A 19786-nucleotide genomic window follows, 5' to 3' on the forward strand; every position below is an offset into this window, starting at 1 on the left:
GCGCCTGAAGAGTTTGATGAGGTTTTAACTATGGCTGAACGTCTGAATAACGACTTCCAGTTCATCGATGTCGGGCGCAAGGATCCGAAGAAGAAACTGTTGCGTCAACGCAAGAAAGAGTTCGTGGAAATCTACGAACCGTTCAAACCCCAGCAGTCGGCCGATCAGGCCCACCGCTGCCTGGGTTGCGGTAACCCGTATTGCGAATGGAAGTGCCCGGTGCACAACTTCATTCCCAACTGGCTCAAATTGGTGGCCGAGGGCAACATCCTCCAGGCCGCCGAGCTGTCGCACCAGACCAACACCCTGCCGGAAGTCTGCGGCCGGGTGTGTCCTCAGGATCGTCTGTGCGAGGGGGCCTGCACCCTCAACGACGGTTTCGGTGCGGTGACCATCGGCTCGGTCGAGAAGTACATCACCGACACCGCGTTCGCCATGGGCTGGCGCCCGGACATGTCCAAGGTCAAGCCGACTGGCAAGCGTGTTGCGGTGATCGGTGCGGGCCCTGCGGGCCTGGGCTGTGCCGACGTGCTGGTGCGCGGCGGTGTGACGCCGGTGGTGTTCGACAAGAACCCGGAAATCGGCGGTCTGCTGACCTTCGGCATCCCCGAGTTCAAGCTGGAAAAGACCGTGCTGAGCAATCGCCGCGAAGTCTTCACCGGCATGGGCATCGAGTTCCGCCTGAACACCGAAGTGGGCAAGGACGTGACCATGGAACAACTGCTCGAAGAGTTCGATGCGGTATTCATGGGCATGGGCACCTACACCTACATGAAGGGCGGCTTCGCCGGCGAGGACCTGCCGGGCGTGCACGACGCGCTGGACTTCCTGATCGCCAACGTCAACCGCAACCTGGGCTTTGAAAAGTCGCCGGAAGATTTCGTCGACATGAAAGGCAAGAAAGTGGTGGTGCTGGGCGGCGGCGACACGGCGATGGACTGCAACCGTACCTCGATTCGTCAGGGCGCCAAGGCGGTGACCTGTGCCTATCGTCGTGACGAAGCGAACATGCCGGGCTCGCGCAAAGAGGTGAAGAACGCCAAGGAAGAAGGCGTGAAATTCCTCTACAACCGCCAGCCGATCGCAATCGTCGGTGAAGACCGTGTCGAAGGCGTGAAGGTGGTCGAGACCCGTCTCGGCGAGCCGGACGCCCGTGGCCGTCGCAGCCCCGAGCCGATTCCGGGTTCCGAAGAGATCATCCCGGCCGACGCCGTGGTCATCGCGTTCGGTTTCCGTCCAAGCCCGGCGTCGTGGTTCGAGCAGTTCAGCATCCAGACCGACAGCCAGGGCCGCGTCGTGGCGCCGGAACAAGGCCAGTACAAGCACCAGACCAGCAACCCGAAAATCTTCGCCGGTGGCGACATGGTGCGCGGTTCCGACCTGGTGGTGACGGCCATCTTCGAAGGCCGCAATGCCGCTGAAGGGATCCTGGATTACCTGGGTGTGTAAATCAGCTTGATCGGCGACTGATCGTTACCACGCAGAGCGTGGGAACGATCTTTCGGTGCCAAAAACCGCGACAAATTGACCCGATAGACAAAAGGAACGGCTCTTGCCGTGCCTTTTGCGTCGCGCTCTGAGAAAATGCCCGCACTTTTTTTCCGGATGCCGACATGACTGCCCTGAAGAACGACCGTTTCCTCCGCGCCCTGCTCAAGCAACCCGTAGACGTCACCCCCGTGTGGATGATGCGCCAGGCCGGCCGCTACTTGCCGGAATACCGCGCCAGCCGTGCCAAGGCCGGTGACTTCATGAGCCTGTGCATGAATCCGGAATTCGCTTGCGAAGTCACCCTGCAACCCCTCGATCGCTATCCGCAACTGGACGCGGCGATCCTCTTCTCCGACATCCTGACCATCCCCGATGCCATGGGCCAAGGCCTGTACTTCGAAACCGGTGAAGGTCCGCGTTTCAAGAAAGTCGTCAGCACCCTGGCCGACGTCGAAGCCCTGCCGATTCCTGATCCACAGAAAGACCTCGGCTACGTGATGGACGCAGTCAGCACCATCCGCCGCGAACTGAACGGTCGCGTGCCGCTGATCGGTTTCTCCGGCAGCCCGTGGACCCTGGCCACCTACATGGTCGAAGGCGGTTCGTCGAAAGACTTCCGCAAGACCAAGGCCATGCTCTACGACAACCCGCAAGCCATGCACCTGCTGCTGGACAAGCTTGCGCAGTCGGTCACGTCCTACCTCAATGGCCAGATCCTGGCCGGCGCGCAAGCGGTGCAGATCTTCGACACCTGGGGCGGTAATCTTTCGTCGGCAGCGTACCAGGAATTCTCCCTGGCCTACATGCGCAAAATCGTCAGCGGCCTGATCCGCGAACACGAAGGCCGCAAAGTGCCGGTCATCCTGTTCACCAAAAATGGCGGCCTGTGGCTGGAAAGCATCGCCGACGCCGGCGCTGATGCACTGGGTCTGGACTGGACCTGCGACATCGGTGAGGCCCGTCAACGCGTCGGCAACAAAGTCGCCCTGCAAGGCAACATGGACCCGACCGTGCTTTACGCCAAGCCAGAAGCCATCCGCGCCGAAGTCGGCCGGATCCTCGCCAGCTACGGCAAGGGCAGCGGCCATGTGTTCAACCTCGGCCATGGCATTACGCCGGAAGTCGATCCGGAACATGCCGGTGCGTTCCTGCGCGCTGTGCATGAGCTGTCGGCGCAATATCACGAGTGATCGTCGCCCAATAAAAAACGCCCGGCATTTGCCGGGCGTTTTTGTATCAAAGATCTTTTGCTTTTAAGCCTTCAAATTCTCCAACGGCGGCAACTTCGCCAGCTTCAACGCCACCAGCAACGCAATCACCAGCAATCCGCTGATGAACAACCCGATCCCGTTCCAGCCACCCATATGCCAGGCCACGCCGCCCGCCGTACCCGCGACACTCGACCCGGCGTAATAGCTGAACAGGTACAGCGACGATGCCTGTCCCTTGGCCTTGATCGCACGACGGCCGATCCAGCTGCTGGCCACCGAATGCGCGCCGAAGAAGCCAAAGGTGAAGATCAGCATGCCGATGATCACCACCGGCAGCGGCGTAAACATCGTCAACGCAAGGCCCGCGAGCATCACCACAATGGTTGCCCAGAGCACTTTGCGCCGGCCGAGCTGGTCGGCCAGGGCGCCGATTTTCGCCGAGCTGTAGATGCCCGACAGGTACACCACCGAGAGCAGTCCGACGAAGGCCTGGTCCATGTGATACGGCTCTGCCAGCAGGCGATAGCCGATGTAGTTGAACAGGGTGACGAACGCGCCCATCAGCACGAACGCCTCGACAAACAACAGCGGCAGGCCGGCATCGCGAAAGTGCATGGTGAAGCCGTCCAGCAAACTGCGCGGGTGTAGTGAACGAGGGCGGAAGTTGCGCGATTCGGGAAGGATTTTCCAGAACACCGCTGCGGCAATCAGCGCCAGGCCGCCGATGACCAGCATTGCCGTGTGCCAGCTGACGAAGTCGATCAGCACCCCGACAATCAATCGTCCGCACATGCCGCCGATGGCGTTGCCTCCGATGTACAAGCCCATGGCCAGGCCGAGGTGCTGCGGGTGGATCTCTTCGCTCAGGTAAGTCATCGCCACCGCCGCCAGACCGCTCAACGACAGGCCCACCAGCGCCCGCATCACCAGCACGCCTTGCCAGCTCGGCATCATCGCGCTGGCGATGGTGCACAGTGCGGCAGCGAACAGTGCGGCGACCATCACCGGTTTACGTCCGATGCGATCGGAGATGGGGCCGGTGATCAGCAAGCCGATAGCAAGCATGCCGGTGGCGACCGACAGGATCAGGCTGCTCTGGGCCGCATTGATGGAAAACTCGCGGGACAGCAGCGGCATCATCGGCTGCACGCAGTAGAGCAAGGCAAAGGTCGCGAAGCCGCCGGAGAACAGCGCCAGCACCGTGCGCATGAACATCGGCGTGCCTTTTTCGATGTAGATCTCGTTGCGTTCAGCGACGACATCGTTCAGCGCGGCGGGCGGAATTTCATGGGCGAGTGGGGCGACAGCAGTTTTCACTTCGGACCTCGGAGGACGCAGCCGGTCAGGCAATGAAAAAATCATATAGCTGGCTAATGTTTCTATCCAATATATTGTTCGACCTGTTTGATAGGTTTAACGACCTAATGGGGTTTTCATGGAATTGCGTCACCTGCGCTACTTCATCGCCGTCGCCGAAGAACTGCATTTCGGCCGCGCCGCCCAGGTGCTGGGCATCTCGCAACCGCCGCTGAGCCAGCAGATTCAGGCGCTGGAGCAGGAAGTGGGGGCGCGTCTGTTCGAGCGCACCAATCGTCGGGTCGAACTCAGCGAGGCCGGTCGGCTGTTTCTGGAAGAGGCGCGGTTGGTGCTGGCTCAGGTCGACAAAGCGGCGGATGTGGCTCGGCGGGCACAACTTGGTGAATTGGGTGAACTGAAGATCGGCTTCACCTCGTCGGCGCCGTTCAACTCGACCATTCCCCAGGCGATTTTCTCGTTTCGCCAACGCTTCCCGGCGGTGCACCTGAACCTGCGAGAAATGAGCAGCACTCAAGTGGCCGATGCGCTGGTGGACGAGTCGATTGAAGTCGGCATCATGCGACCGCTGGGCTTGCCGGACTCCCTCAGCGTGGTGGAATTGATGCGTGAGCCACTGGTGGCGGTACTCAGCTCCAAACATCCGCTGGTGAGCAGCAGCGAAGAAGGCCTGTTCCTGTCCGCCCTGGCCCTCGAACCGTTCGTATTTTTCCCGCGCAGCTATGGCAGCGGTCTGTACGCACAACTGCTCAGCCTGGCGCGGGACGCCGGCTTCAGCCCGCACTTTGCTCAGGAGGCTGGCGAGGCGATGACCATCATCGGGTTGGTGGCGGCGGGGCTTGGGGTGTCGGTGTTGCCGGCGTCTTACCAGCGGATGCGCATTGATGGCGTGGTCTATCGCCCGCTGCTTGATCCAGAGGCGATTTCGGCGGTGTGGCTGGTGCAGCGCAAGGATCAGAAGTCGCCGATGGCGAAGGCGTTCGTGGAGTTGCTGACGCGTAAGGTTGAGGGAATGTGATAAACCTTTAAAAGATCGTAGCCTTCGGCAGGCCTACACCGATCTATGTAGGAGCTGGCGGAGCCTGCGATCTTTTGATCTTTAGCGAGTTCAATTGCGTTAACAATCAAGATCAAAAGATCGCAGCCTTCGGCAGCTCCTACAGGGAATGCGCCGGGAAATGACATACCGCTTTCGGGAGAAAGCATCTTGGCTGAAAGCTCTTACTGAACCCTCGCCAAATCCCCTTTCAACGCAACCCCGGCCATGATCGCCCCTGCGTGGCTCGTTTACGGCCAGCGGCGGAATATCAACGAGGTGTTAACCCCACCAAAAGCGAAATTATTATTCATCACGTACTCATTGCTCATCTGCCGGAATTCACCGCGCAGGTAATCGAGCTTGCCGCACTGTGGATCGACCTCATCGAGGTTGAAGGTGTGCACGTACAGGTCGCGGTTCATCATTTCGATGCTGAACCAGGATTCCAGCGCGCCGCAGGCTCCCAGGGTGTGGCCGAGGAAACTCTTCTGCGAGCTGATCGGCATGTGTTCGCCGAACAAACTGCTGGTCGCCAGTGTTTCGGCAATGTCGCCCTGTTCTGTAGCGGTGCCGTGACCATTTACATAGCCGATGGCGCTTGGGTCGAGCCCGGCGTCTTCCAAAGCCAGCTCCATGGCCCGGCGCATGGTGATCAGCTCGGGGCGGGTGGCGTGCTGGCCGTCGGCGTTGCTGCCAAAACCGACGATCTCGGCGTGGATGCGGGCGCCGCGCGCCAGGGCGTGTTCGAGTTCTTCGAGCACCAGCATGCCGCCGCCTTCACCGATTACCAGGCCGTCGCGACCGATGTCGTAAGGGCGAGGGCTGGTCTGTGGGGCATCGTTTTTCAGGCTGGTGGCGTAGAGCGCATCGAACACCATGGCTTCGGTCGGGCACAGCTCTTCGGCGCCGCCGGCGAGCATCAGCGGCAGGCGGCCGAACTTGATCGACTCGTAGGCATAACCGACGCCCTGGCTGCCGCTGGTGCAGGCACTGGAGGTCGGGATCAGTCGGCCAGTGAGGCCGAAGAAGATGCTGATATTCGCTGCCGTGGTGTGCGGCATCATCCGCACGTAGGAGTTGGCGTTGAGGCCTTCGGCCACCGAATTGAGCAACATTTTGCCGAACGCCTTGATCTCGTCGGTGCTGCCGGTGGACGAGCCGCAGGACACGCCCATGCGCCCGTCCTTGATCGACTCATCACCCAGCAGCCCGGCGTCCGCCAAGGCCTTTTCCGCTGCGCCGACTGCCAGCCGCGATACCCGGCCCATGCTGCGCAGTTGCTTGCGCGTCCAGTGGCCGGGCACCTGGAAGTCGTCGATCGGGCCGGCCAGGCGGGTGTTGAGTTCGGTAAAGCGATCCCACTCGTGCATGCGACGGATGCCGCTGCGGTTGGCGGCGAAGTTGGCGGCGATGGTGTCCCAGTCGCTGCCCAGTGAGGTGATGCCGGCCATGCCGGTGACGACGACGCGCTTCATCAGCACAGGCCTCCGTTGACGGCCAGAACCTGCCGGGTGATGTACGACGCTTCCGCCGACATCAGGAAATTCACTGCACTGGCTACCTCTTCCGGGGTGCCCATGCGTTGTGCGGGGATCATTTTCATCAGTTCTTCCACCGGCACGTTTTCATCGAGCATCGCCGTGTCGATCAGGCCGGGTGCGACACAGTTAACAGTGATTTTGCGCTTGCCCAGCTCAATCGCCAACGCCTTGGCCGCGCCGATCAAACCGGCTTTGGAAGCGCTGTAATTGACCTGCCCGCGATTGCCGATCAACCCGGACACCGAAGTAATGCAGACAATCCGCCCGGCGGCGCGACGACGGATCATCGGCATCATCACCGGGTGCAACACGTTGTAGAAGCCGTCGAGGTTGGTGCGCATCACCACATCCCAATCCTCCTCGCTCAGGGCCGGAAAAGCACCGTCGCGGGTCAGGCCAGCGTTGAGCACCACGCCGTAATAGGCGCCGTGAGCTTCCACGTCGGCTTCGAGAATGGTTTTGCAGCTGGCGCGGTCGGACACGTCGAATTGCAGGACACGCGCGTTGCGTCCCATCGCCTCAATTTCGGCTTTGACGGCTTCGGCGTCCGCCAAGCCGCTGCGGCAGTGCAGCACGATGTCATGCCCGGCCTGGGCCAGACGCAACGCGATAGCGCGGCCAATACCACGGCTGGAGCCGGTGACCAGTACGGATTCAGTCATCACTCGACTCCTTGGGGTTCATGCAGATATTGAGCGGCTTGAGGCGGGCGGAACACATTCAGCCGGGCGGTCGCGTGGATGCCGGGGGCGGTGATGTGGCATTCGAACACGCCCATGCCGTTGTCGTCTTCCAGCGAGCGTATTCCGTGGATGGTCAGCTCGGTGCCGACGGGGAAGTGTTCCACGTTGCATTCGAATTTGCGGCTGCCGAGCAGGAAGCCCAGTTCCACCGCATTGCCTTTCTGGCGCGCATGGCAGCCAGCATATGCAGCGACGCTCTGGGCCATCAGCTCGATGCCGACCCAGGCCGGCAGACTGCCGTCGGGGCGATTGAACAGGCCGCCGGGCTTGACGGTGAGTCGGGTGTAGATCTGCTCGTCGTCGAACGACAGGATCTGATCGATGAGGATCATGTCGCCGGCATGGGGCAGCAGTTCGGCGAGCGGCCAGGTAATCATGAGGCGTCTCCGATAATCAGGCTGACGTTATTGCCACCAAAGGCAAAGGAATTACTCATCAGGTAGCGGGGTGCAATGGACGTCAGGTGGTCGGTCGGGGTCACCCAATGCAACGCCGGCAACTCGGGGTCGGGCTGACCGTCCCAGACATGGGGCGGCAGGGAATGCTCGTGGTTATCCGCGCTCAGGCTCAACCAGCAGAACGCCGCTTCCAGGGCACCAGCGGCGCCGAGGGTATGGCCGGTCATCGGTTTGGTCGACGAGCAGGGCACGCCATCCGGGAACAGCGCCGTTACGGCCAGGCTTTCCATGGCGTCGTTGTGTTGGGTGGCGGTGCCGTGCAGGTTCAGATAAGCGATCTGCTGCGGTTGCAGGCCCGCGCGACTCATGGCCTTACTCATCGCTTGCCGGGCGCCACGGCCGGTCGGTTCCGGCGCGGAAATGTGGTGCGCATCGGAGCTGGCGCCACTGCCGAGCAGGGCAATCGGTTGGCTGTTGCCGGCGGTTTTGCTCATCAGGAACAGTACCGCGGCTTCGCCGATATTGATGCCGTTGCGGTTCGCCGAAAACGGGTTGCAGCGCTGCTCGGACACCGCTTCCAGGGCCGAGAAACCGTTGAGGGTCAGCTTGCACAAGCTGTCGACACCGCCGCACAACACCGCATCGCACATGCCCAGGTCGAGCAGCCGTTGGGCACTCATCAGCGCGCGGGCGCTGGAGGTGCATGCAGTGGAAATCACATAGGCCGGGCCGCTCAATTGCAGCCAGTCGGCAAGAAACGTCGCCGGTGCGCCGAGTTCCTGTTGCTGATAGTCATAATCGGCAGGGAAGTGATGCTCACGGATGTAATGGGCCAGGCCGCGGCTGGCCTCGTCGATGCCTGAGGTGCTGGTGCCCAGAATGACGCCGATACGGTCGCGGCCGTAGGTCTGGATCGCCTGCTCGATGTCTTGGCGAATTTGCAGCGCGGCCTCCAGCAGCAATTGATTGTTGCGACTGCTTTGATGAGCCAGCTCAGCCGGAATCGGTGCCAGCTCACCCCGCACTGCCGCCACTGGCAACGAACGCTCCACCACCCAGCCGGCCTCGCTGCGTATGCCCGAGCAATCGCCGGCAAACAGGTTGCGGGCGACTTCTTGCTTGTCGCGGCCGAGGGCACAGATCACCCCGAGGGCGTTCAGGTAAGCGGTCATGGTGTGTTCTCGCCTAACGGAGTGACGCGATAGTGCGGGCCTTGGGACACGTTCAATTCAAAGCTCGGTGGTTGTGAAGGACTTGGTTGTGAATAGCGGATGTTCCAGCGCGCTGACAACGACCGTTGCCCGTCCTGCTGTCGGGCGGCGGGATAGTTGCCGTGCAACTCGCCTTCAGGGGTCAATGCAAACAACAGGGCGGCGAACAGCTCCCGTGCTTCCGGATTAGGTGGCAGCAGCCCGTCGGCTTGCCATTGGCCATCGATCAGTTTCTGCCGTGCCACGGGAATCCCCAACGGGTCCATCATCGACCAGCGAATGCCCGGGCCTTCACGCTGGATCACCAGCAGCCAGTCCTGACGTTGTTCGGCCACCTGCCGTTCGATGTGCAGTTGCAGCGGCAACGCCAGGTTCGGGGTTCGCTCGGGCAGCGGCGTCTGGCTGGCGCAGGCGCTCAGCAGCAGGAGGCAACCCAGAAGCAGGAAACGGATCATCAGGCACACTCTTCAAGGGGCTTGCGCGCGACTACATTGACCAGGGTTTCTTCCCGTTGGCCAAAGGGTTTTGGCTGGCGCAAGCCGAAGCGTTCGAGCAGGCCGAAATCCTTGGCGCGACTCCACCACAAGTAAGGGTAAGACACATTCTGCGGGCCGAATTCAAAACCCTGCCGACGAATCATCTCCAGGTAGCCGGCGGCGCTCTTTTGCACATGCATCGGATGGCGGAACAACCAGCGAATCACCCACGTATCAATGTAAGCCTCGGTGGACTCGGCGAACAGCAAATAGCCGCCCGGTTTGAGCACCCGGTAGAACTCGGCCAGGGCTTGATCCTGCTCGACCAGGTGATGGAAAGTCTGGTGACAGAACAGCAGATCGACGCTGGCGTCCGGCACTTTGATGCTCGCGCAGTCACTGCCGATCAGCTCTACATCCATGCCCTGGCGGGCCGCTTCTTCGCCGCTCAGGTTCAGGCTGTGAGGGTCGGCATCCAGCCCGATCAGATGCTTGGGCGCGAAGGTCTGGCGCAGGTACTGGAACGACTTGCCCTGGCCGCAACCGGCATCGAGCAAGACCGGGTTGTCGGGCAATGGCTCGCTGAACAGGCCGCGCAAATCATTGATCGCCACTCGCAATACATGGTGCTGCCAGGTGTGGCTGCGCAGGAACCAGAAACCGAAACGGGTTTCTTCGACGTAGTTGTCGCTCAAATAACTCATGTCGCTTCCCTTGCGCACAGGTCCGAGATCATCCGCAGTCGACGTTTGGCTTCGCTGACGAACGGGTTGCGTTCATCCCAGGCGTAACCCGCGAGGATCGAGCTGATCATGCGGCGAATATCCTCTGTGCCGCCCTGATAGAAAATCACATCCTGAAAAGTCCCGGCGTACCAGCCTTCGACGTAGCAGCGGAAGGTGTCAACACCACGCTTGAGCGGCTCGGCAAACTCGGTTTGCCAGTCGACGCTTTCACCTTGCAGTTGGCGGTGCAGCACACCGGCGGCCATGCTCGCCGAACGCATGGCGATGGTCACGCCGGAGGAGAACACCGGGTCGAGAAATTCCGCGGCATTGCCCAGCAGGGCGAAGCCAGGGCCATGCAGGGTTTTGACGTTGGCCGAATAGCCGCCGATGGTCCGCGCGGGTGTATCCCATACGGCGTTGTTCAGCACCCCGGCCAGGCTTGGAGTTTCAGCGATGAAGCCGCGCAGGCAGTCGTCCAGATCCTCGGTGCGGCCTGCGAAGTGTTCGGCGGCGGCCACCACGCCCACCGAGCAACGGCCGTTGCTGAACGGAATGGTCCAGAACCAGATGTCGCGCTGGGTCGGATGGGTGGTGATGAGGATTTTTTCCCGTTCGAAAGCCGGGCTGTCGATACAGTCTTCGACGTGGGTGAACACCGCCTGGCGCACCGGAAAGTTCGACGGTGCCTCAAGGTCCAGCAAGCGCGGCAGCACGCGACCGTAGCCGCTGGCATCGAGCACGAAATCGGCCTCGACGCGGTATTGGCTGCCATCTTCGCGAAGCACATCGAGCTGCGGTTTCACCAGGCTGAAATCAACGCTGACGATGGCTTCGCCGTAACGGACGTCGACTCCCTGCAGTTCAGCCTGATCGGCCAGCAGCTTGTCAAAGTCGGCGCGCTGGACCTGGAAGGTCGTCGGCTTGCCGTTGCTGAACGTCTCGCCGAAATCGAAGGTACTGTACTGATCGCCCCAGGCGAATGCAGCACCGTTCTTCAACTGGAAACCGGCCGCATTGACTGCGTCGAGCATGCCGGCTTCTTCGACGAAATCCAGGCAGTGGGACAGCAGGCTTTCACCGATGGAAAACCGTGGGAAATGCTGGCGTTCGATCATCAGCACATCATGGCCTTTGCGCTTGAGCAGCGCGGCGGCGATGGCACCCGAGGGGCCGGCACCGATCACCACCACCTGACGACGTTCCATTTCAACTGTTGGCACGGGAGCTCCTTGCCGGGGCGGCGATGTTCAAAGGGATTCGGTGCATGCCGGCGAGCGCCGGCAGCAGGGTCGCGATCAGGCCCATCAACATCAGCGCGAAATACAACGCCGGGCTGATGAGTTGTTGTTGCAACAGCAGGTTGAGAAAAACGATCTCGCTCAAGCCGCGGATATTCAGTAAAAGGCTTTCCCGCCAGCGGTTGGCACCTTCAAACGAGACGCCGGCCCAGCCGAGGCCCAGCCAGTTGCCCAACAGCTTGCTGGCAATCGGCAACAGCACAAGCGCGGCCAGTTGCACCGCGCCGAGGCTGTCGATGGCGTTGTGCACGTTGATCTGCACGATGCCGAACGTGAGGATCAGCGGGATGGCGATCCAGGTCTGCAAACCGCTCATCCACGCCGTTGGCAATGGCAGCACCAGCGGCACCTTGAGCGCGGCCATGCACAGCAGGTAACCGATGCCGAAAATCAGCGCATTGAGCTTGAAGTGTTCGGCGACCACCAACAGCGCGAAGAAGCAGCCGCTGTGCAGCAACGGTTGGCGCAACCTGAGCAGTCGCAGCAACAACGGCAGGCAGGCGCCGGCCAGCGGCAGCAAGAGGCTGCTCAGGTGCAGGCTGCCCTGGGCGAAAGCGAACAGGGTCCAGCAGGTCAGGTCGATCAGGATCGCGGTCTGTACCAGGCGCCGGGTGGCGGCGGGCGGGTAGTTGATGTGTCGCAGGTACAGATACAACACCGGAATCGCGGTGATGGCGAACAACAGACCGACCGCCAGCGAACTGATCCACGGCTGCGGCGGCAGCAGCCAGACCGCTGTCGCCAACCCGCAGGCAAACGGAATGCAGAAACTCGGCAGGGCGACTTTCAGGCTCTGGCGATCCAGTCGCAGGTCGATCACGTCGCTGAGGATGTGCCCCAGTAGCAAGGCAAAGCTCAGGCTGTAGAGATTTTTCAGCCAGCCCGGCGAGATCAGTTCGGCACCGCTCAGTTGCCAACCCGGTTCGATCCAGAAATACATCAGCAGCGGCAGGCCGAAGGTCGCCAGCAATAACTGGCTGACGATCGGAATCAGCCCGAAATGACGACCGACACGGGTGACCACGGCGAACAACACCAGGGCCATCACCCAGAACGCCGCGACCATCACGCTGTCGGCTCCGCAACCGGTGCGGCGTGGGTTTGTCGCCCGGCCCACGGTGCCAGGATGAAGCTGTACGCCAGGCCGAGGCTCACCGACAGGCCGAAATTGCTCACCGCCGGTGTGCTGGACACCGCCAGCAGGCCAAACGACAGCCACGTGGTCACCGCTGCCAGCAAGGTGCCCAGCAGGCTCGCCGCGGCGCCGCCGATCTGTTCGCGCATAAGGATTGCGTAGTCGACGCTGATGGCTGTCACCAGCAGCAGGCCGAACAGGCTGAACAGCGTCAGCGGCTGACCGAGCCAGCCGAGGCTTGCCAGGCTGCACAACGCCGCCAGCAGCGGCAGGGAGACGATTCGCAGTGCGCCACCAAGACCGAAGGGCAGGATCAGCACCAGCACGATCAACACGCAGGAAGCGAGTTTCAATTCAGCGGCGCTGATTTGAGTTGCGGCGAACACCTTGTTCAGTTCGCCGAGGCGATCGACCAGTTGCACACCCGGCAAGTCCAGCGCCTGGACCCGCAACAGCGCGGGATTGTTCAAGCCTTGCAGGCTGACCATCGCGGCCACGCCGTTATCGGTCGGCCCCAGCCACAGGGTGCGATAGGGCTCGGCCAATGGGCCGGCCAGCGCCGCGTCGATGTCTTCGGTGGGCAGCGCCTGTAACTTCGCCAACTCGGCTTGCAGGGCGTCAGCAGGCACGCCAAGGTCGAGCAACGGTTGCCAGAACTGCGGCAGCTTGCCCAGTGCATCACGCACTTTGCGCTGTTCGCTCGGCGTACTGACCAGCTGGTTGAGCGACAGGTAGCCCTGGAGTTTCTCCAGATTGACCAACTGATCCAGGCGTTCGCTCAGTGCTGTCTGGCGTTCGAGCAACTCCTGCTGATTGGCCGCGCGCACCAGGAAGAACTGGCTGGTGGGTTGATAGCCGGTGATGCGCGCAATGGTCTGGGCTTCGTCCGTCAGTTGCTGCGGTGCGCCGACCCATTGGCGAATGTCGTTCTTGGTCTGCAGCTGCAACAGACCGCCGACACAGAAGGCGATCAACAGCGCCAGCAGCACCGGCGTGCGTACGTATTTGAGCAGCGATTCACGCAGCGCCAGCAAAGACTCGGCGATGCGCATCGGCCATTGCGCCGGACGCAGCTGCGCGCCCTTGAGCAGCGCCGGCAGCAGGCACACGGCCGACAGATAAGCGCCCAGCAGGCCGGCGGCGGAGAACACGGCAATCTGGGTCAGGGCCGGGAACGGCGTCCAGGCCAGGGCCAGGTAGCCGATGCAACTGGTGATCAGGCTCAGCGTCAGCCCCGGCAGGGTCAGGCGCAACGCCGGCCAACTGTGCCAGGGTTTCAGGCTCCAGCTTTTGGACAGGTAATGCAGTGGGTAATCCACCGCCACACCGATCAGGCTTGAGCCCAGCACCAGCGTCATCACATGCATATGACCGAACAGCGCCACGCAGGCCACCGCGCCGAACAGCATGCCCACCAGCACCGGGACGAACGCCAGCACCACCCGCCAACGCCGGAAGGCCAGCAACAGCAGCAACAGAATCCCCATCGTAGCGCCGCCGCCGACCCAGGTGATCTCGCGTGCGGCTTGCCGTTGACCGCTGGCGGCATACAGAAGGCCGCTGGCGGCGAGCAGTTGCACATCCGCCTGGGCGGCTTCTTCGCGACTGTGCTGGAGCAGGTCGGCCACTTGCAGCGGCAGGTTCATGTCGAACGCGTTACCGACGGTTCGTGCCCGCAGCATCACCCAGCTCTTGCCATCGGCATCGGCGACCAGCGCGCCGCTGCCGATATCCAACTGCACCGAGCCGCGCTGTGGCTGGCTGTTCTGGATGCGTCCGGTCAGGCCGAGCCAGTCGTCCTGGCTCGGCACCAGGCTGAAGCCGGTAAACGGGTCGAACAGGGCTTGTACCCGTTGCTGGATAAAGGCGTCGGGGTGCTCGATGAGTTGCTGGCGGTCGGCGGCGGACAGCATCGCCAATCGGCCTTGCAGCAATTGCGTGCGCAGCGCCGGCAAGTCGGCCTGCAGGTTCCACTGGACCTTTTCGAACACGCCGCTGGCCTGCCACTGCTCGCCAAGTTTTTGCGCCATGGCGATGGCTTGCTGGCGGTCTTTATGGCCGACCAGCACCAGCATTTCCCGGTTCAACGGTTCTTGCATGCGTTGTTCGGCGCGCAGCTCCAGCGCGTCGGGCGCGGTGCCTGGCACCAGTTCCATCAGGTTGGCCGACAGCGGAGTGCCGTCGCGCCATTGCCAACCGGCGAGTGCGAGCACCGCTAGCAGCAGGACCAGAAACAGCCGCGGCAGCATCCGTTCACTCGGCAAAGTCATGTTGCTCCGCATCGCTCAAAGGTTGGGCGCTGGTGCTGTCCTGCATGCGCAACAGGGTTCGGTCACCCTGGGTTTCGAGCAGCTCGATGCTGTGCACCAATTCGCCGCCGTCAATGTTGATCTGGTTGAACACCTGCTTGAGCAGCATCGAGCGCGGGGTCAGGGTCAGCTTCCAGTTCTGGGCATCGCCACTCAGCGACAGCTCGAAATCCCGTTGCAGGCCACTGCTGTCGCCTTGCAGTACGGCGAGGAACAAACGGTTCTGTTCGGCGCCGGCACTCTTGTTCGGCAGCATTTGCCAGCCGTTGGCATCACGCCGGGCAATGCCCTGTGGGCTGATGCGGTAGTCCTGTTGCAGCGGCGTTTTCAGCAGCCAGAGCAGGCCGTGATTTTTCGCCAGAACGAAGGTGCCCTTGCTGGTCAGCGGCTGGGGCAGGGCGCGCAGGTGTTTTTCCTGGATGAAGTTGCCGTGGATCACATCGGGTTTGGCCAGTTGATCGCTCAGTTGCTGCAGATCGAAGGCCTGCGCCAACGATGAAAAGCCAAACATCAATATCAAGCTCACCCCAATCCCGTAGCAGCTGCCGAGCCGGCGAGGCTGCGTCCGGCGGCGAAGCCGTCGTAAAACCTCAATTTGCGGTGCGCCAGACAGATCCGGTGGCGACTGCTGCGCAGTCGAACGCAGGCTTCGCCAGCTGCTACAAAGGGATCGCAAGTTCATGGCAGCACCCTTGCAACCGCGTCGGTGAACACCTTGGGTGAAGCCAGCTGCATTTCGCGGCTGCTCATGTCGACGGCGACCTGCACTGAAACAGCGCGGGTCAGACGTTCGCCGCTTGCAAGGTCGCTGATCAGGTAATTGATCTTCAGGCGATTCTCCCATTCCACCAGGCTGGCGCGCACATTCAGCTTCTGGCCGAACACGGCGCCGCGCACATAGCGCAACTGCAAGTCGATCACCGGCCATGCGTAACCCGACGCCACCATGGCGTCGTAGTTGTGGCCGATCCGGTCCAGCAGCGCACAGCGGGCGACTTCCAGGTATTTGACGTAATGGCCGTGCCAGACCACGTTCATGGTGTCGACGTCAAAGAACGGGACGAGGATTTCCGTATCGGTGTGAAGCACTCCCTTGCTACGCATGCAGCCTCCAGTGTTGCTCGGCGATGCGTTGCAGGCACAGGCGCAACTCGCCTTCCAGGGCACGGTCTTCGATGACCGGCGGGAAGTCCTTGGCCAATTCTTCGTGCATCGCGGCGAGGGCCGGTGGCAGTGGGCGCGCGTCTTCAGCCTGGCCGCGCAGCCAGACGCCTTGATTGGCGGCCAGCAGCGTGGCAGCGGCGACCTGTTCGGTCAGCTCCAGTACGCGGATGGCGTCGCGGGCGGCGATGGTGCCCATGCTGACTTTGTCCTGGTTGTGGCACTCGGTGGAGCGCGAGAAGACGCTGGCCGGCATGGTGTTTTTCAGGGCCTCGGCGGTCCAGGCGCTGGTGCCGATCTGCACGGCCTTAAAGCCGTGGTTGAGCATCGCACGGTCGGCGGTGGCGCCGGACAGGTTGCTCGGCAAACCGTGGTTGTAACGTTCGTCCACCAGCAGCGCGAGTTGACGGTCGAGCAAGTCGGCGACGTTGGCCACCAGGTTTTTCAGGCTGTCCATGGCGAACGCGATGTGGCCGCCGTAGAAATGCCCGCCGTGCAGCACGCGTTCGGCTTCGGCGTCGATGATCGGGTTGTCGTTGGCACTGTTGAGCTCGATCTCGATGAACGAGCGCAGCCAGTTCAGGCTGTCGGCCAGCACACCGAGCACGTGGGGCGCGCAACGCAGGGAATAACGGTCTTGCAGGCGATGCAGCGGCGCGGTCGGTGCATCGATCGCCAGATCCTTGCGCAGCCACGCAGCGACTTGCATCTGCCCCGGATGGGGTTTGGCGGCGAACAGGCGTTCGTCGAAGTGCTCCGGGTTGCCTTGCAACGCGACCACGTTCAGCGCGGTGATGCGCGTGGCCAGTTGCAGCAGGTAATCGGCGCGGGCGTAGGCCAGGCAGGCGAGGCCGGTCATCACGGCGGTGCCGTTCATCAGCGCCAGTGCTTCTTTGGGGCGCAGCACCAGCGGCTGCCAGCCGAGTTCGCGGTGGACGTCGGCGGCTTGTCGGCGCTCACCGCGGAACATCACTTCGCGCTCGCCGGACAAGGTTGCGGCGACGTAGGACAGCGGCGTCAGATCACCGCTGGCGCCCACTGAACCTTCTTCCGGAATCAGCGGCAGGATGTCGTGTTCGAGGAACGCTTGCAGGCGCTCCAGCAGCTCCACGCGTACCCCGGACACGCCCTGGCACAGCGACTGCAAACGCGCCGCCAGCACCGCGCGGGTGGCCTGGGCGTCGAGCAGTTTGCCCAGGCCGCAGCCGTGGAACGTGTACAGATGACGGGGCAACGCCTCGACGTGATGCAGCGGCACCGCCACCACGCAGGAATCGCCATAACCGGTGGTCACGCCATAGATCACGCCTTCCTTGTCCAGCAGGGAGTCAAGGAACTGCGGACCCTTGGCAATGCGCCGGCGAAAGTCGGGGTCGCCCTGCAACTGCGTCGGCACCTGACGATTGGCCAGGGCCAGCACGTCTTCGATGCACAAAGGGAGTTCGCCGAAGGTTACCGGCTCAAGCGTTGGCGTCGTCATCGGTCTTCCAGAAAGGGTAAAAGTTGAACCATTGTTGGGGCGCTTCGAGGCAATAGTGACCCAGACGTTCGGCGTAGCGGGAGGCCCACTGATGAATGACCTGTTCGCGCTCTCTGCGTTTCCATACCACCGCCTCGGTGAACGGTTCGAGGGTCAGTCGATAGTCGCCCGTGGGTTTCTTCAGGCACAGCAGCAGATTGACCGGGCATTTCAGCAGACCGGCCAATAGCCAAGGGCCCTGAGGGAAGGCCGCCTGATGACCGAGAAAATCCACCGTCACGCTGCGCCCGCCATGCAGCGGCACGCGGTCGCCGGCAATCGCCAGCCACTCGCCGCGCTCCAGGCGCTCATGCAGTTGCAGCATGATCACCGGGTCGAGCTCGCTGACCTGAATCAGCCGCAGATTGGTTGCCCCGGCTTCGCCCAGAAGGCGGTTGAACTGCTCGGCGTGCTTGGTGTGCACCAGCACGTTCATGGTGACTTTCTCGCCGATCTCGGCCAGCGCCCGGCAGACCTCGAGATTGCCCAGGTGCGTGCCCACCAGCATCTGCCCGCGTGTGCCGCGCAGTTTATTGCGCAGCAGCGCCGGGTCGATGATCTCGATCTGCTCGATGCTCAGCTTGCCGTTCCATACGTCGAGTTTGTCGAGCATGGAGTCGGCGAAGGCCATGAACTGGCCGAACACTCGCCAATGGGTCGGACGCAATTCGCTGCGCCCGCTCCAGTCGGCGAGCCGCTGCTGGTATTGCCAGGCGCTTTGGCGGGCGCTGCGTCCGAACAGGAAAAAGTACAGCACGATGCCGTAGAGCAGCGGGCTCAACAGTCGGCGGCCCAAGACCTTTGCGCAGAATGCGGTGAACTTCATCAGCCAGAAACTGCCACGCTCCTGGCGGTCGGCCCAGTGCTGTTTGTCTGCGTTGTCGCTCATGCTCGCCACCGTCGCCAGAGGATCACCGGTGCCCGCAGCAACATGCCGAAGAACAGCCGGGTGTGCATGCTCGAAATCAGCACGTTGTCGTAGAACAGACGGAAATGCGAAACGCCATCCAGAGGGTAATGGACCCTGGTTTTCAGCCACTGCATCGGCTGATTTCTCCAGGCCAGGCGCACCAGGATGTCGGAGTCGAAGTCCATGCGCTTGCCGATCCTGGCCGAGTCGATCAGTGCCAGGGTTGGCGGTAATGGATAGACACGGAAACCGCACATCGAGTCGCGAATCTGCAGCGACAGGGTGTTGATCCAGACCATGACGTGAGTCAGGTAGCGCGCGTACAAACGACCTTTTGGCACGCTGGCGTCGTATTGCGGATAGCCACAGATCACCGCCTCGGGATGGTTGCGTGAGTATTCGATGAAGACTTTGACGTCTTGCAGGTCGTGCTGGCCGTCGGCGTCCACCTGCAAGGCATGGCTGAAGCCCAGGCGCGAAGCCTCCCGCAGGCCGGTCATCACCGCGCCGCCCTTGCCCTGATTGACGGTGAGCCGGATCAGATAAACCCTGTCGCGCTGCGCCAGTTGGTCGAGTACCTTGGCGCAGGCGGGGCTGCTGGCATCGTCCACCAGAATGCATGGCAGGTCACAGGCAAGCAGCGCATCGACCACGGCAGTGATTGCGGTTTCGTGGTTGTAGACCGGGATTACGGCGCAGGGGTTATGCATGTTGGCTCACTCCCTCGCCCTTGTAGCAGCTGGCGAAGCCTGCGTTCGGCCGCGAAGCGGTCGTAAACCGGTATGCAAGGTCTTTCAGAAAAAACGTGGTGGTCCAGATACGAGCGCTTCGCACTCGAACGCAGCCTTCGGCAGCTGCTACAGGGAATCTCAACTTATCCACAGTCAGCCTCCAGCAAAATCCGCCCGCTGGAGCAGGTGGCGGTTTCGTTGCGATAGGCGAAATACAATTTGCCGCGCGCCGGGTCGAAGCGCAGGTGTAACTGGATTTCATCGCCGGGACGCACCAGTTGCTGGAATTTCAGCACTTCCATGCCGGCGAATTTTGCCGGCAAGTCCATCAATTGCTGGCCCAGGCTCAATGCCCACTCCACCTGCACCACACCGGGCAATACCGGCGCCCGGGGAAAGTGCCCGCTGAAGTACGCCAGGTCCGGGGGGACGGCCAGTTGCAGGCTCCACTCGCCATCGATTTCGACCTGCTCCAGCACGTGCGGCGCCTTTGGGCGGGGCGCCAGCAGCAAGGCTTCAACTTCGGCCTGGGGCAGTTTACCTTGCGCGTTCAGCGGCAGCTGCCGCAACA

19 protein-coding genes are annotated in these 19786 nt (G+C 62.1%); 3 read left to right on the plus strand and 16 right to left on the minus strand.

The genetic code is table 11. The annotated features are described in order from the left end of the window. Nucleotides 1-30 precede the first annotated feature (30 nt). Both PMI21_RS18205 and hemE read left to right on the plus strand, forming a co-directional pair. A complete protein-coding gene (locus PMI21_RS18205; RefSeq protein ID WP_007936832.1) occupies nt 31-1449 on the plus strand; it encodes an FAD-dependent oxidoreductase in 1419 nt (472 codons plus the stop codon). A gap of 164 nt (nt 1450-1613) precedes the next feature. After that, nucleotides 1614-2681: a uroporphyrinogen decarboxylase gene (gene hemE / locus PMI21_RS18200; RefSeq protein ID WP_007936834.1), complete on the plus strand. Its 1068-nt coding sequence runs from the start codon at nt 1614-1616 to the stop codon at nt 2679-2681. Between the two features lie 63 nt (nt 2682-2744). On the opposite strand, the gene PMI21_RS18195 is transcribed toward hemE, so the two are convergent. Next, nucleotides 2745-4019 (minus strand): MFS transporter, encoded by a 1275-nt coding sequence (locus PMI21_RS18195; protein WP_007936837.1) that lies wholly within the window; start codon nt 4017-4019, stop codon nt 2745-2747. Nucleotides 4020-4137: 118 nt separating this feature from the next. Here PMI21_RS18195 and PMI21_RS18190 point away from each other — a divergent pair, with 118 nt between their 5' ends. Next, nucleotides 4138-5034, plus strand: a complete 897-nt coding sequence (locus tag PMI21_RS18190; protein WP_007936838.1) for a LysR family transcriptional regulator — start codon at nt 4138-4140, stop codon at nt 5032-5034. Nucleotides 5035-5303: 269 nt separating this feature from the next. On the opposite strand, the gene PMI21_RS18185 is transcribed toward PMI21_RS18190, so the two are convergent. The 15 genes from PMI21_RS18185 to PMI21_RS18115 all read right to left on the minus strand — a co-directional run. After that, on the minus strand, nt 5304-6530 hold the full coding sequence (locus PMI21_RS18185; RefSeq protein WP_007936839.1) for a beta-ketoacyl-ACP synthase: 1227 nt from the start codon (nt 6528-6530) through the stop codon (nt 5304-5306). Then, nucleotides 6530-7258 (minus strand): 3-oxoacyl-ACP reductase FabG, encoded by a 729-nt coding sequence (fabG, locus tag PMI21_RS18180; protein WP_007936840.1) that lies wholly within the window; start codon nt 7256-7258, stop codon nt 6530-6532. The genes PMI21_RS18185 and fabG overlap by 1 nt, the downstream gene beginning before the upstream one ends. After that, the gene (locus PMI21_RS18175; protein ID WP_007936841.1) at nt 7258-7716 is read right to left on the minus strand and encodes a hotdog family protein; all 459 of its coding nucleotides are present in this window, start codon (nt 7714-7716) and stop codon (nt 7258-7260) included. Before PMI21_RS18175 ends, fabG begins: the two co-directional genes overlap by 1 nt. Next, a complete protein-coding gene (locus PMI21_RS18170) occupies nt 7713-8909 on the minus strand; it encodes a beta-ketoacyl-[acyl-carrier-protein] synthase family protein (RefSeq protein ID WP_007936842.1) in 1197 nt (398 codons plus the stop codon). Before PMI21_RS18170 ends, PMI21_RS18175 begins: the two co-directional genes overlap by 4 nt. Next, nucleotides 8906-9403 carry a DUF3261 domain-containing protein gene (locus PMI21_RS18165; protein WP_007936845.1) on the minus strand — a complete coding sequence of 166 codons (498 nt, stop codon included), beginning with the start codon at nt 9401-9403 and terminating at the stop codon, nt 8906-8908. The genes PMI21_RS18170 and PMI21_RS18165 overlap by 4 nt, the downstream gene beginning before the upstream one ends. Further along, a complete protein-coding gene (locus PMI21_RS18160; protein WP_007936846.1) occupies nt 9403-10128 on the minus strand; it encodes a class I SAM-dependent methyltransferase in 726 nt (241 codons plus the stop codon). Before PMI21_RS18160 ends, PMI21_RS18165 begins: the two co-directional genes overlap by 1 nt. After that, on the minus strand, nt 10125-11372 hold the full coding sequence (locus PMI21_RS18155) for an NAD(P)/FAD-dependent oxidoreductase (RefSeq protein WP_007936847.1): 1248 nt from the start codon (nt 11370-11372) through the stop codon (nt 10125-10127). Before PMI21_RS18155 ends, PMI21_RS18160 begins: the two co-directional genes overlap by 4 nt. Continuing rightward, a complete protein-coding gene (locus PMI21_RS18150; protein WP_007936848.1) occupies nt 11359-12516 on the minus strand; it encodes a hypothetical protein in 1158 nt (385 codons plus the stop codon). Before PMI21_RS18150 ends, PMI21_RS18155 begins: the two co-directional genes overlap by 14 nt. After that, entirely contained in the window at nt 12516-14855 is a 2340-nt protein-coding gene (locus tag PMI21_RS18145) for an MMPL family transporter (RefSeq protein ID WP_007936849.1), read from the minus strand. The genes PMI21_RS18150 and PMI21_RS18145 overlap by 1 nt, the downstream gene beginning before the upstream one ends. Continuing rightward, the gene (locus tag PMI21_RS18140; protein ID WP_007936850.1) at nt 14839-15405 is read right to left on the minus strand and encodes an outer membrane lipoprotein carrier protein LolA; all 567 of its coding nucleotides are present in this window, start codon (nt 15403-15405) and stop codon (nt 14839-14841) included. Before PMI21_RS18140 ends, PMI21_RS18145 begins: the two co-directional genes overlap by 17 nt. 167 nt (nt 15406-15572) lie before the next feature. Continuing rightward, nucleotides 15573-15998, minus strand: coding sequence for an acyl-CoA thioesterase (locus tag PMI21_RS18135; RefSeq protein ID WP_007936855.1), 426 nt, complete (start codon nt 15996-15998; stop codon nt 15573-15575). Beyond that, nucleotides 15991-17535, minus strand: coding sequence for an HAL/PAL/TAL family ammonia-lyase (locus PMI21_RS18130; RefSeq protein WP_007936857.1), 1545 nt, complete (start codon nt 17533-17535; stop codon nt 15991-15993). The genes PMI21_RS18135 and PMI21_RS18130 overlap by 8 nt, the downstream gene beginning before the upstream one ends. After that, entirely contained in the window at nt 17516-18463 is a 948-nt protein-coding gene (locus PMI21_RS18125; RefSeq protein ID WP_007936859.1) for an LpxL/LpxP family acyltransferase, read from the minus strand. The genes PMI21_RS18130 and PMI21_RS18125 overlap by 20 nt, the downstream gene beginning before the upstream one ends. After that, nucleotides 18460-19194, minus strand: a complete 735-nt coding sequence (locus PMI21_RS18120; RefSeq protein ID WP_007936861.1) for a glycosyltransferase family 2 protein — start codon at nt 19192-19194, stop codon at nt 18460-18462. The genes PMI21_RS18125 and PMI21_RS18120 overlap by 4 nt, the downstream gene beginning before the upstream one ends. Before the next feature lie 164 nt (nt 19195-19358). Then, a partial coding sequence (locus tag PMI21_RS18115) for a 3-hydroxyacyl-ACP dehydratase FabZ family protein (RefSeq protein ID WP_081499472.1) occupies nt 19359-19786 on the minus strand: 428 nt, incomplete at its 5' end.

Source organism: Pseudomonas sp. GM18 (assembly GCF_000282195.1).
In the GTDB taxonomy this organism is placed as follows: Bacteria; Pseudomonadota; Gammaproteobacteria; order Pseudomonadales; family Pseudomonadaceae; genus Aquipseudomonas.

What these genes read in the sequence shown, in the direction of transcription:
- PMI21_RS18205 (WP_007936832.1), top strand. Translation starts at nt 31, where the DNA reads ATGGCTGAACGTCTGAATAACGACTTCCAGTTCATCGATGTCGGGCGC.
- hemE (WP_007936834.1), top strand. Translation starts at nt 1,614, where the DNA reads ATGACTGCCCTGAAGAACGACCGTTTCCTCCGCGCCCTGCTCAAGCAA.
- PMI21_RS18190 (WP_007936838.1), top strand. Translation starts at nt 4,138, where the DNA reads ATGGAATTGCGTCACCTGCGCTACTTCATCGCCGTCGCCGAAGAACTG.
- PMI21_RS18185 (WP_007936839.1), bottom strand. Translation starts at nt 6,530, where the DNA reads ATGAAGCGCGTCGTCGTCACCGGCATGGCCGGCATCACCTCACTGGGC.
- fabG (WP_007936840.1), bottom strand. Translation starts at nt 7,258, where the DNA reads ATGACTGAATCCGTACTGGTCACCGGCTCCAGCCGTGGTATTGGCCGC.
- PMI21_RS18175 (WP_007936841.1), bottom strand. Translation starts at nt 7,716, where the DNA reads ATGATTACCTGGCCGCTCGCCGAACTGCTGCCCCATGCCGGCGACATG.
- PMI21_RS18170 (WP_007936842.1), bottom strand. Translation starts at nt 8,909, where the DNA reads ATGACCGCTTACCTGAACGCCCTCGGGGTGATCTGTGCCCTCGGCCGC.
- PMI21_RS18165 (WP_007936845.1), bottom strand. Translation starts at nt 9,403, where the DNA reads ATGATCCGTTTCCTGCTTCTGGGTTGCCTCCTGCTGCTGAGCGCCTGC.
- PMI21_RS18160 (WP_007936846.1), bottom strand. Translation starts at nt 10,128, where the DNA reads ATGAGTTATTTGAGCGACAACTACGTCGAAGAAACCCGTTTCGGTTTC.
- PMI21_RS18150 (WP_007936848.1), bottom strand. Translation starts at nt 12,516, where the DNA reads ATGGTCGCGGCGTTCTGGGTGATGGCCCTGGTGTTGTTCGCCGTGGTC.
- PMI21_RS18145 (WP_007936849.1), bottom strand. Translation starts at nt 14,855, where the DNA reads ATGACTTTGCCGAGTGAACGGATGCTGCCGCGGCTGTTTCTGGTCCTG.
- PMI21_RS18140 (WP_007936850.1), bottom strand. Translation starts at nt 15,405, where the DNA reads ATGTTTGGCTTTTCATCGTTGGCGCAGGCCTTCGATCTGCAGCAACTG.
- PMI21_RS18135 (WP_007936855.1), bottom strand. Translation starts at nt 15,998, where the DNA reads ATGCGTAGCAAGGGAGTGCTTCACACCGATACGGAAATCCTCGTCCCG.
- PMI21_RS18130 (WP_007936857.1), bottom strand. Translation starts at nt 17,535, where the DNA reads ATGACGACGCCAACGCTTGAGCCGGTAACCTTCGGCGAACTCCCTTTG.
- PMI21_RS18125 (WP_007936859.1), bottom strand. Translation starts at nt 18,463, where the DNA reads ATGAGCGACAACGCAGACAAACAGCACTGGGCCGACCGCCAGGAGCGT.
- PMI21_RS18120 (WP_007936861.1), bottom strand. Translation starts at nt 19,194, where the DNA reads ATGCATAACCCCTGCGCCGTAATCCCGGTCTACAACCACGAAACCGCA.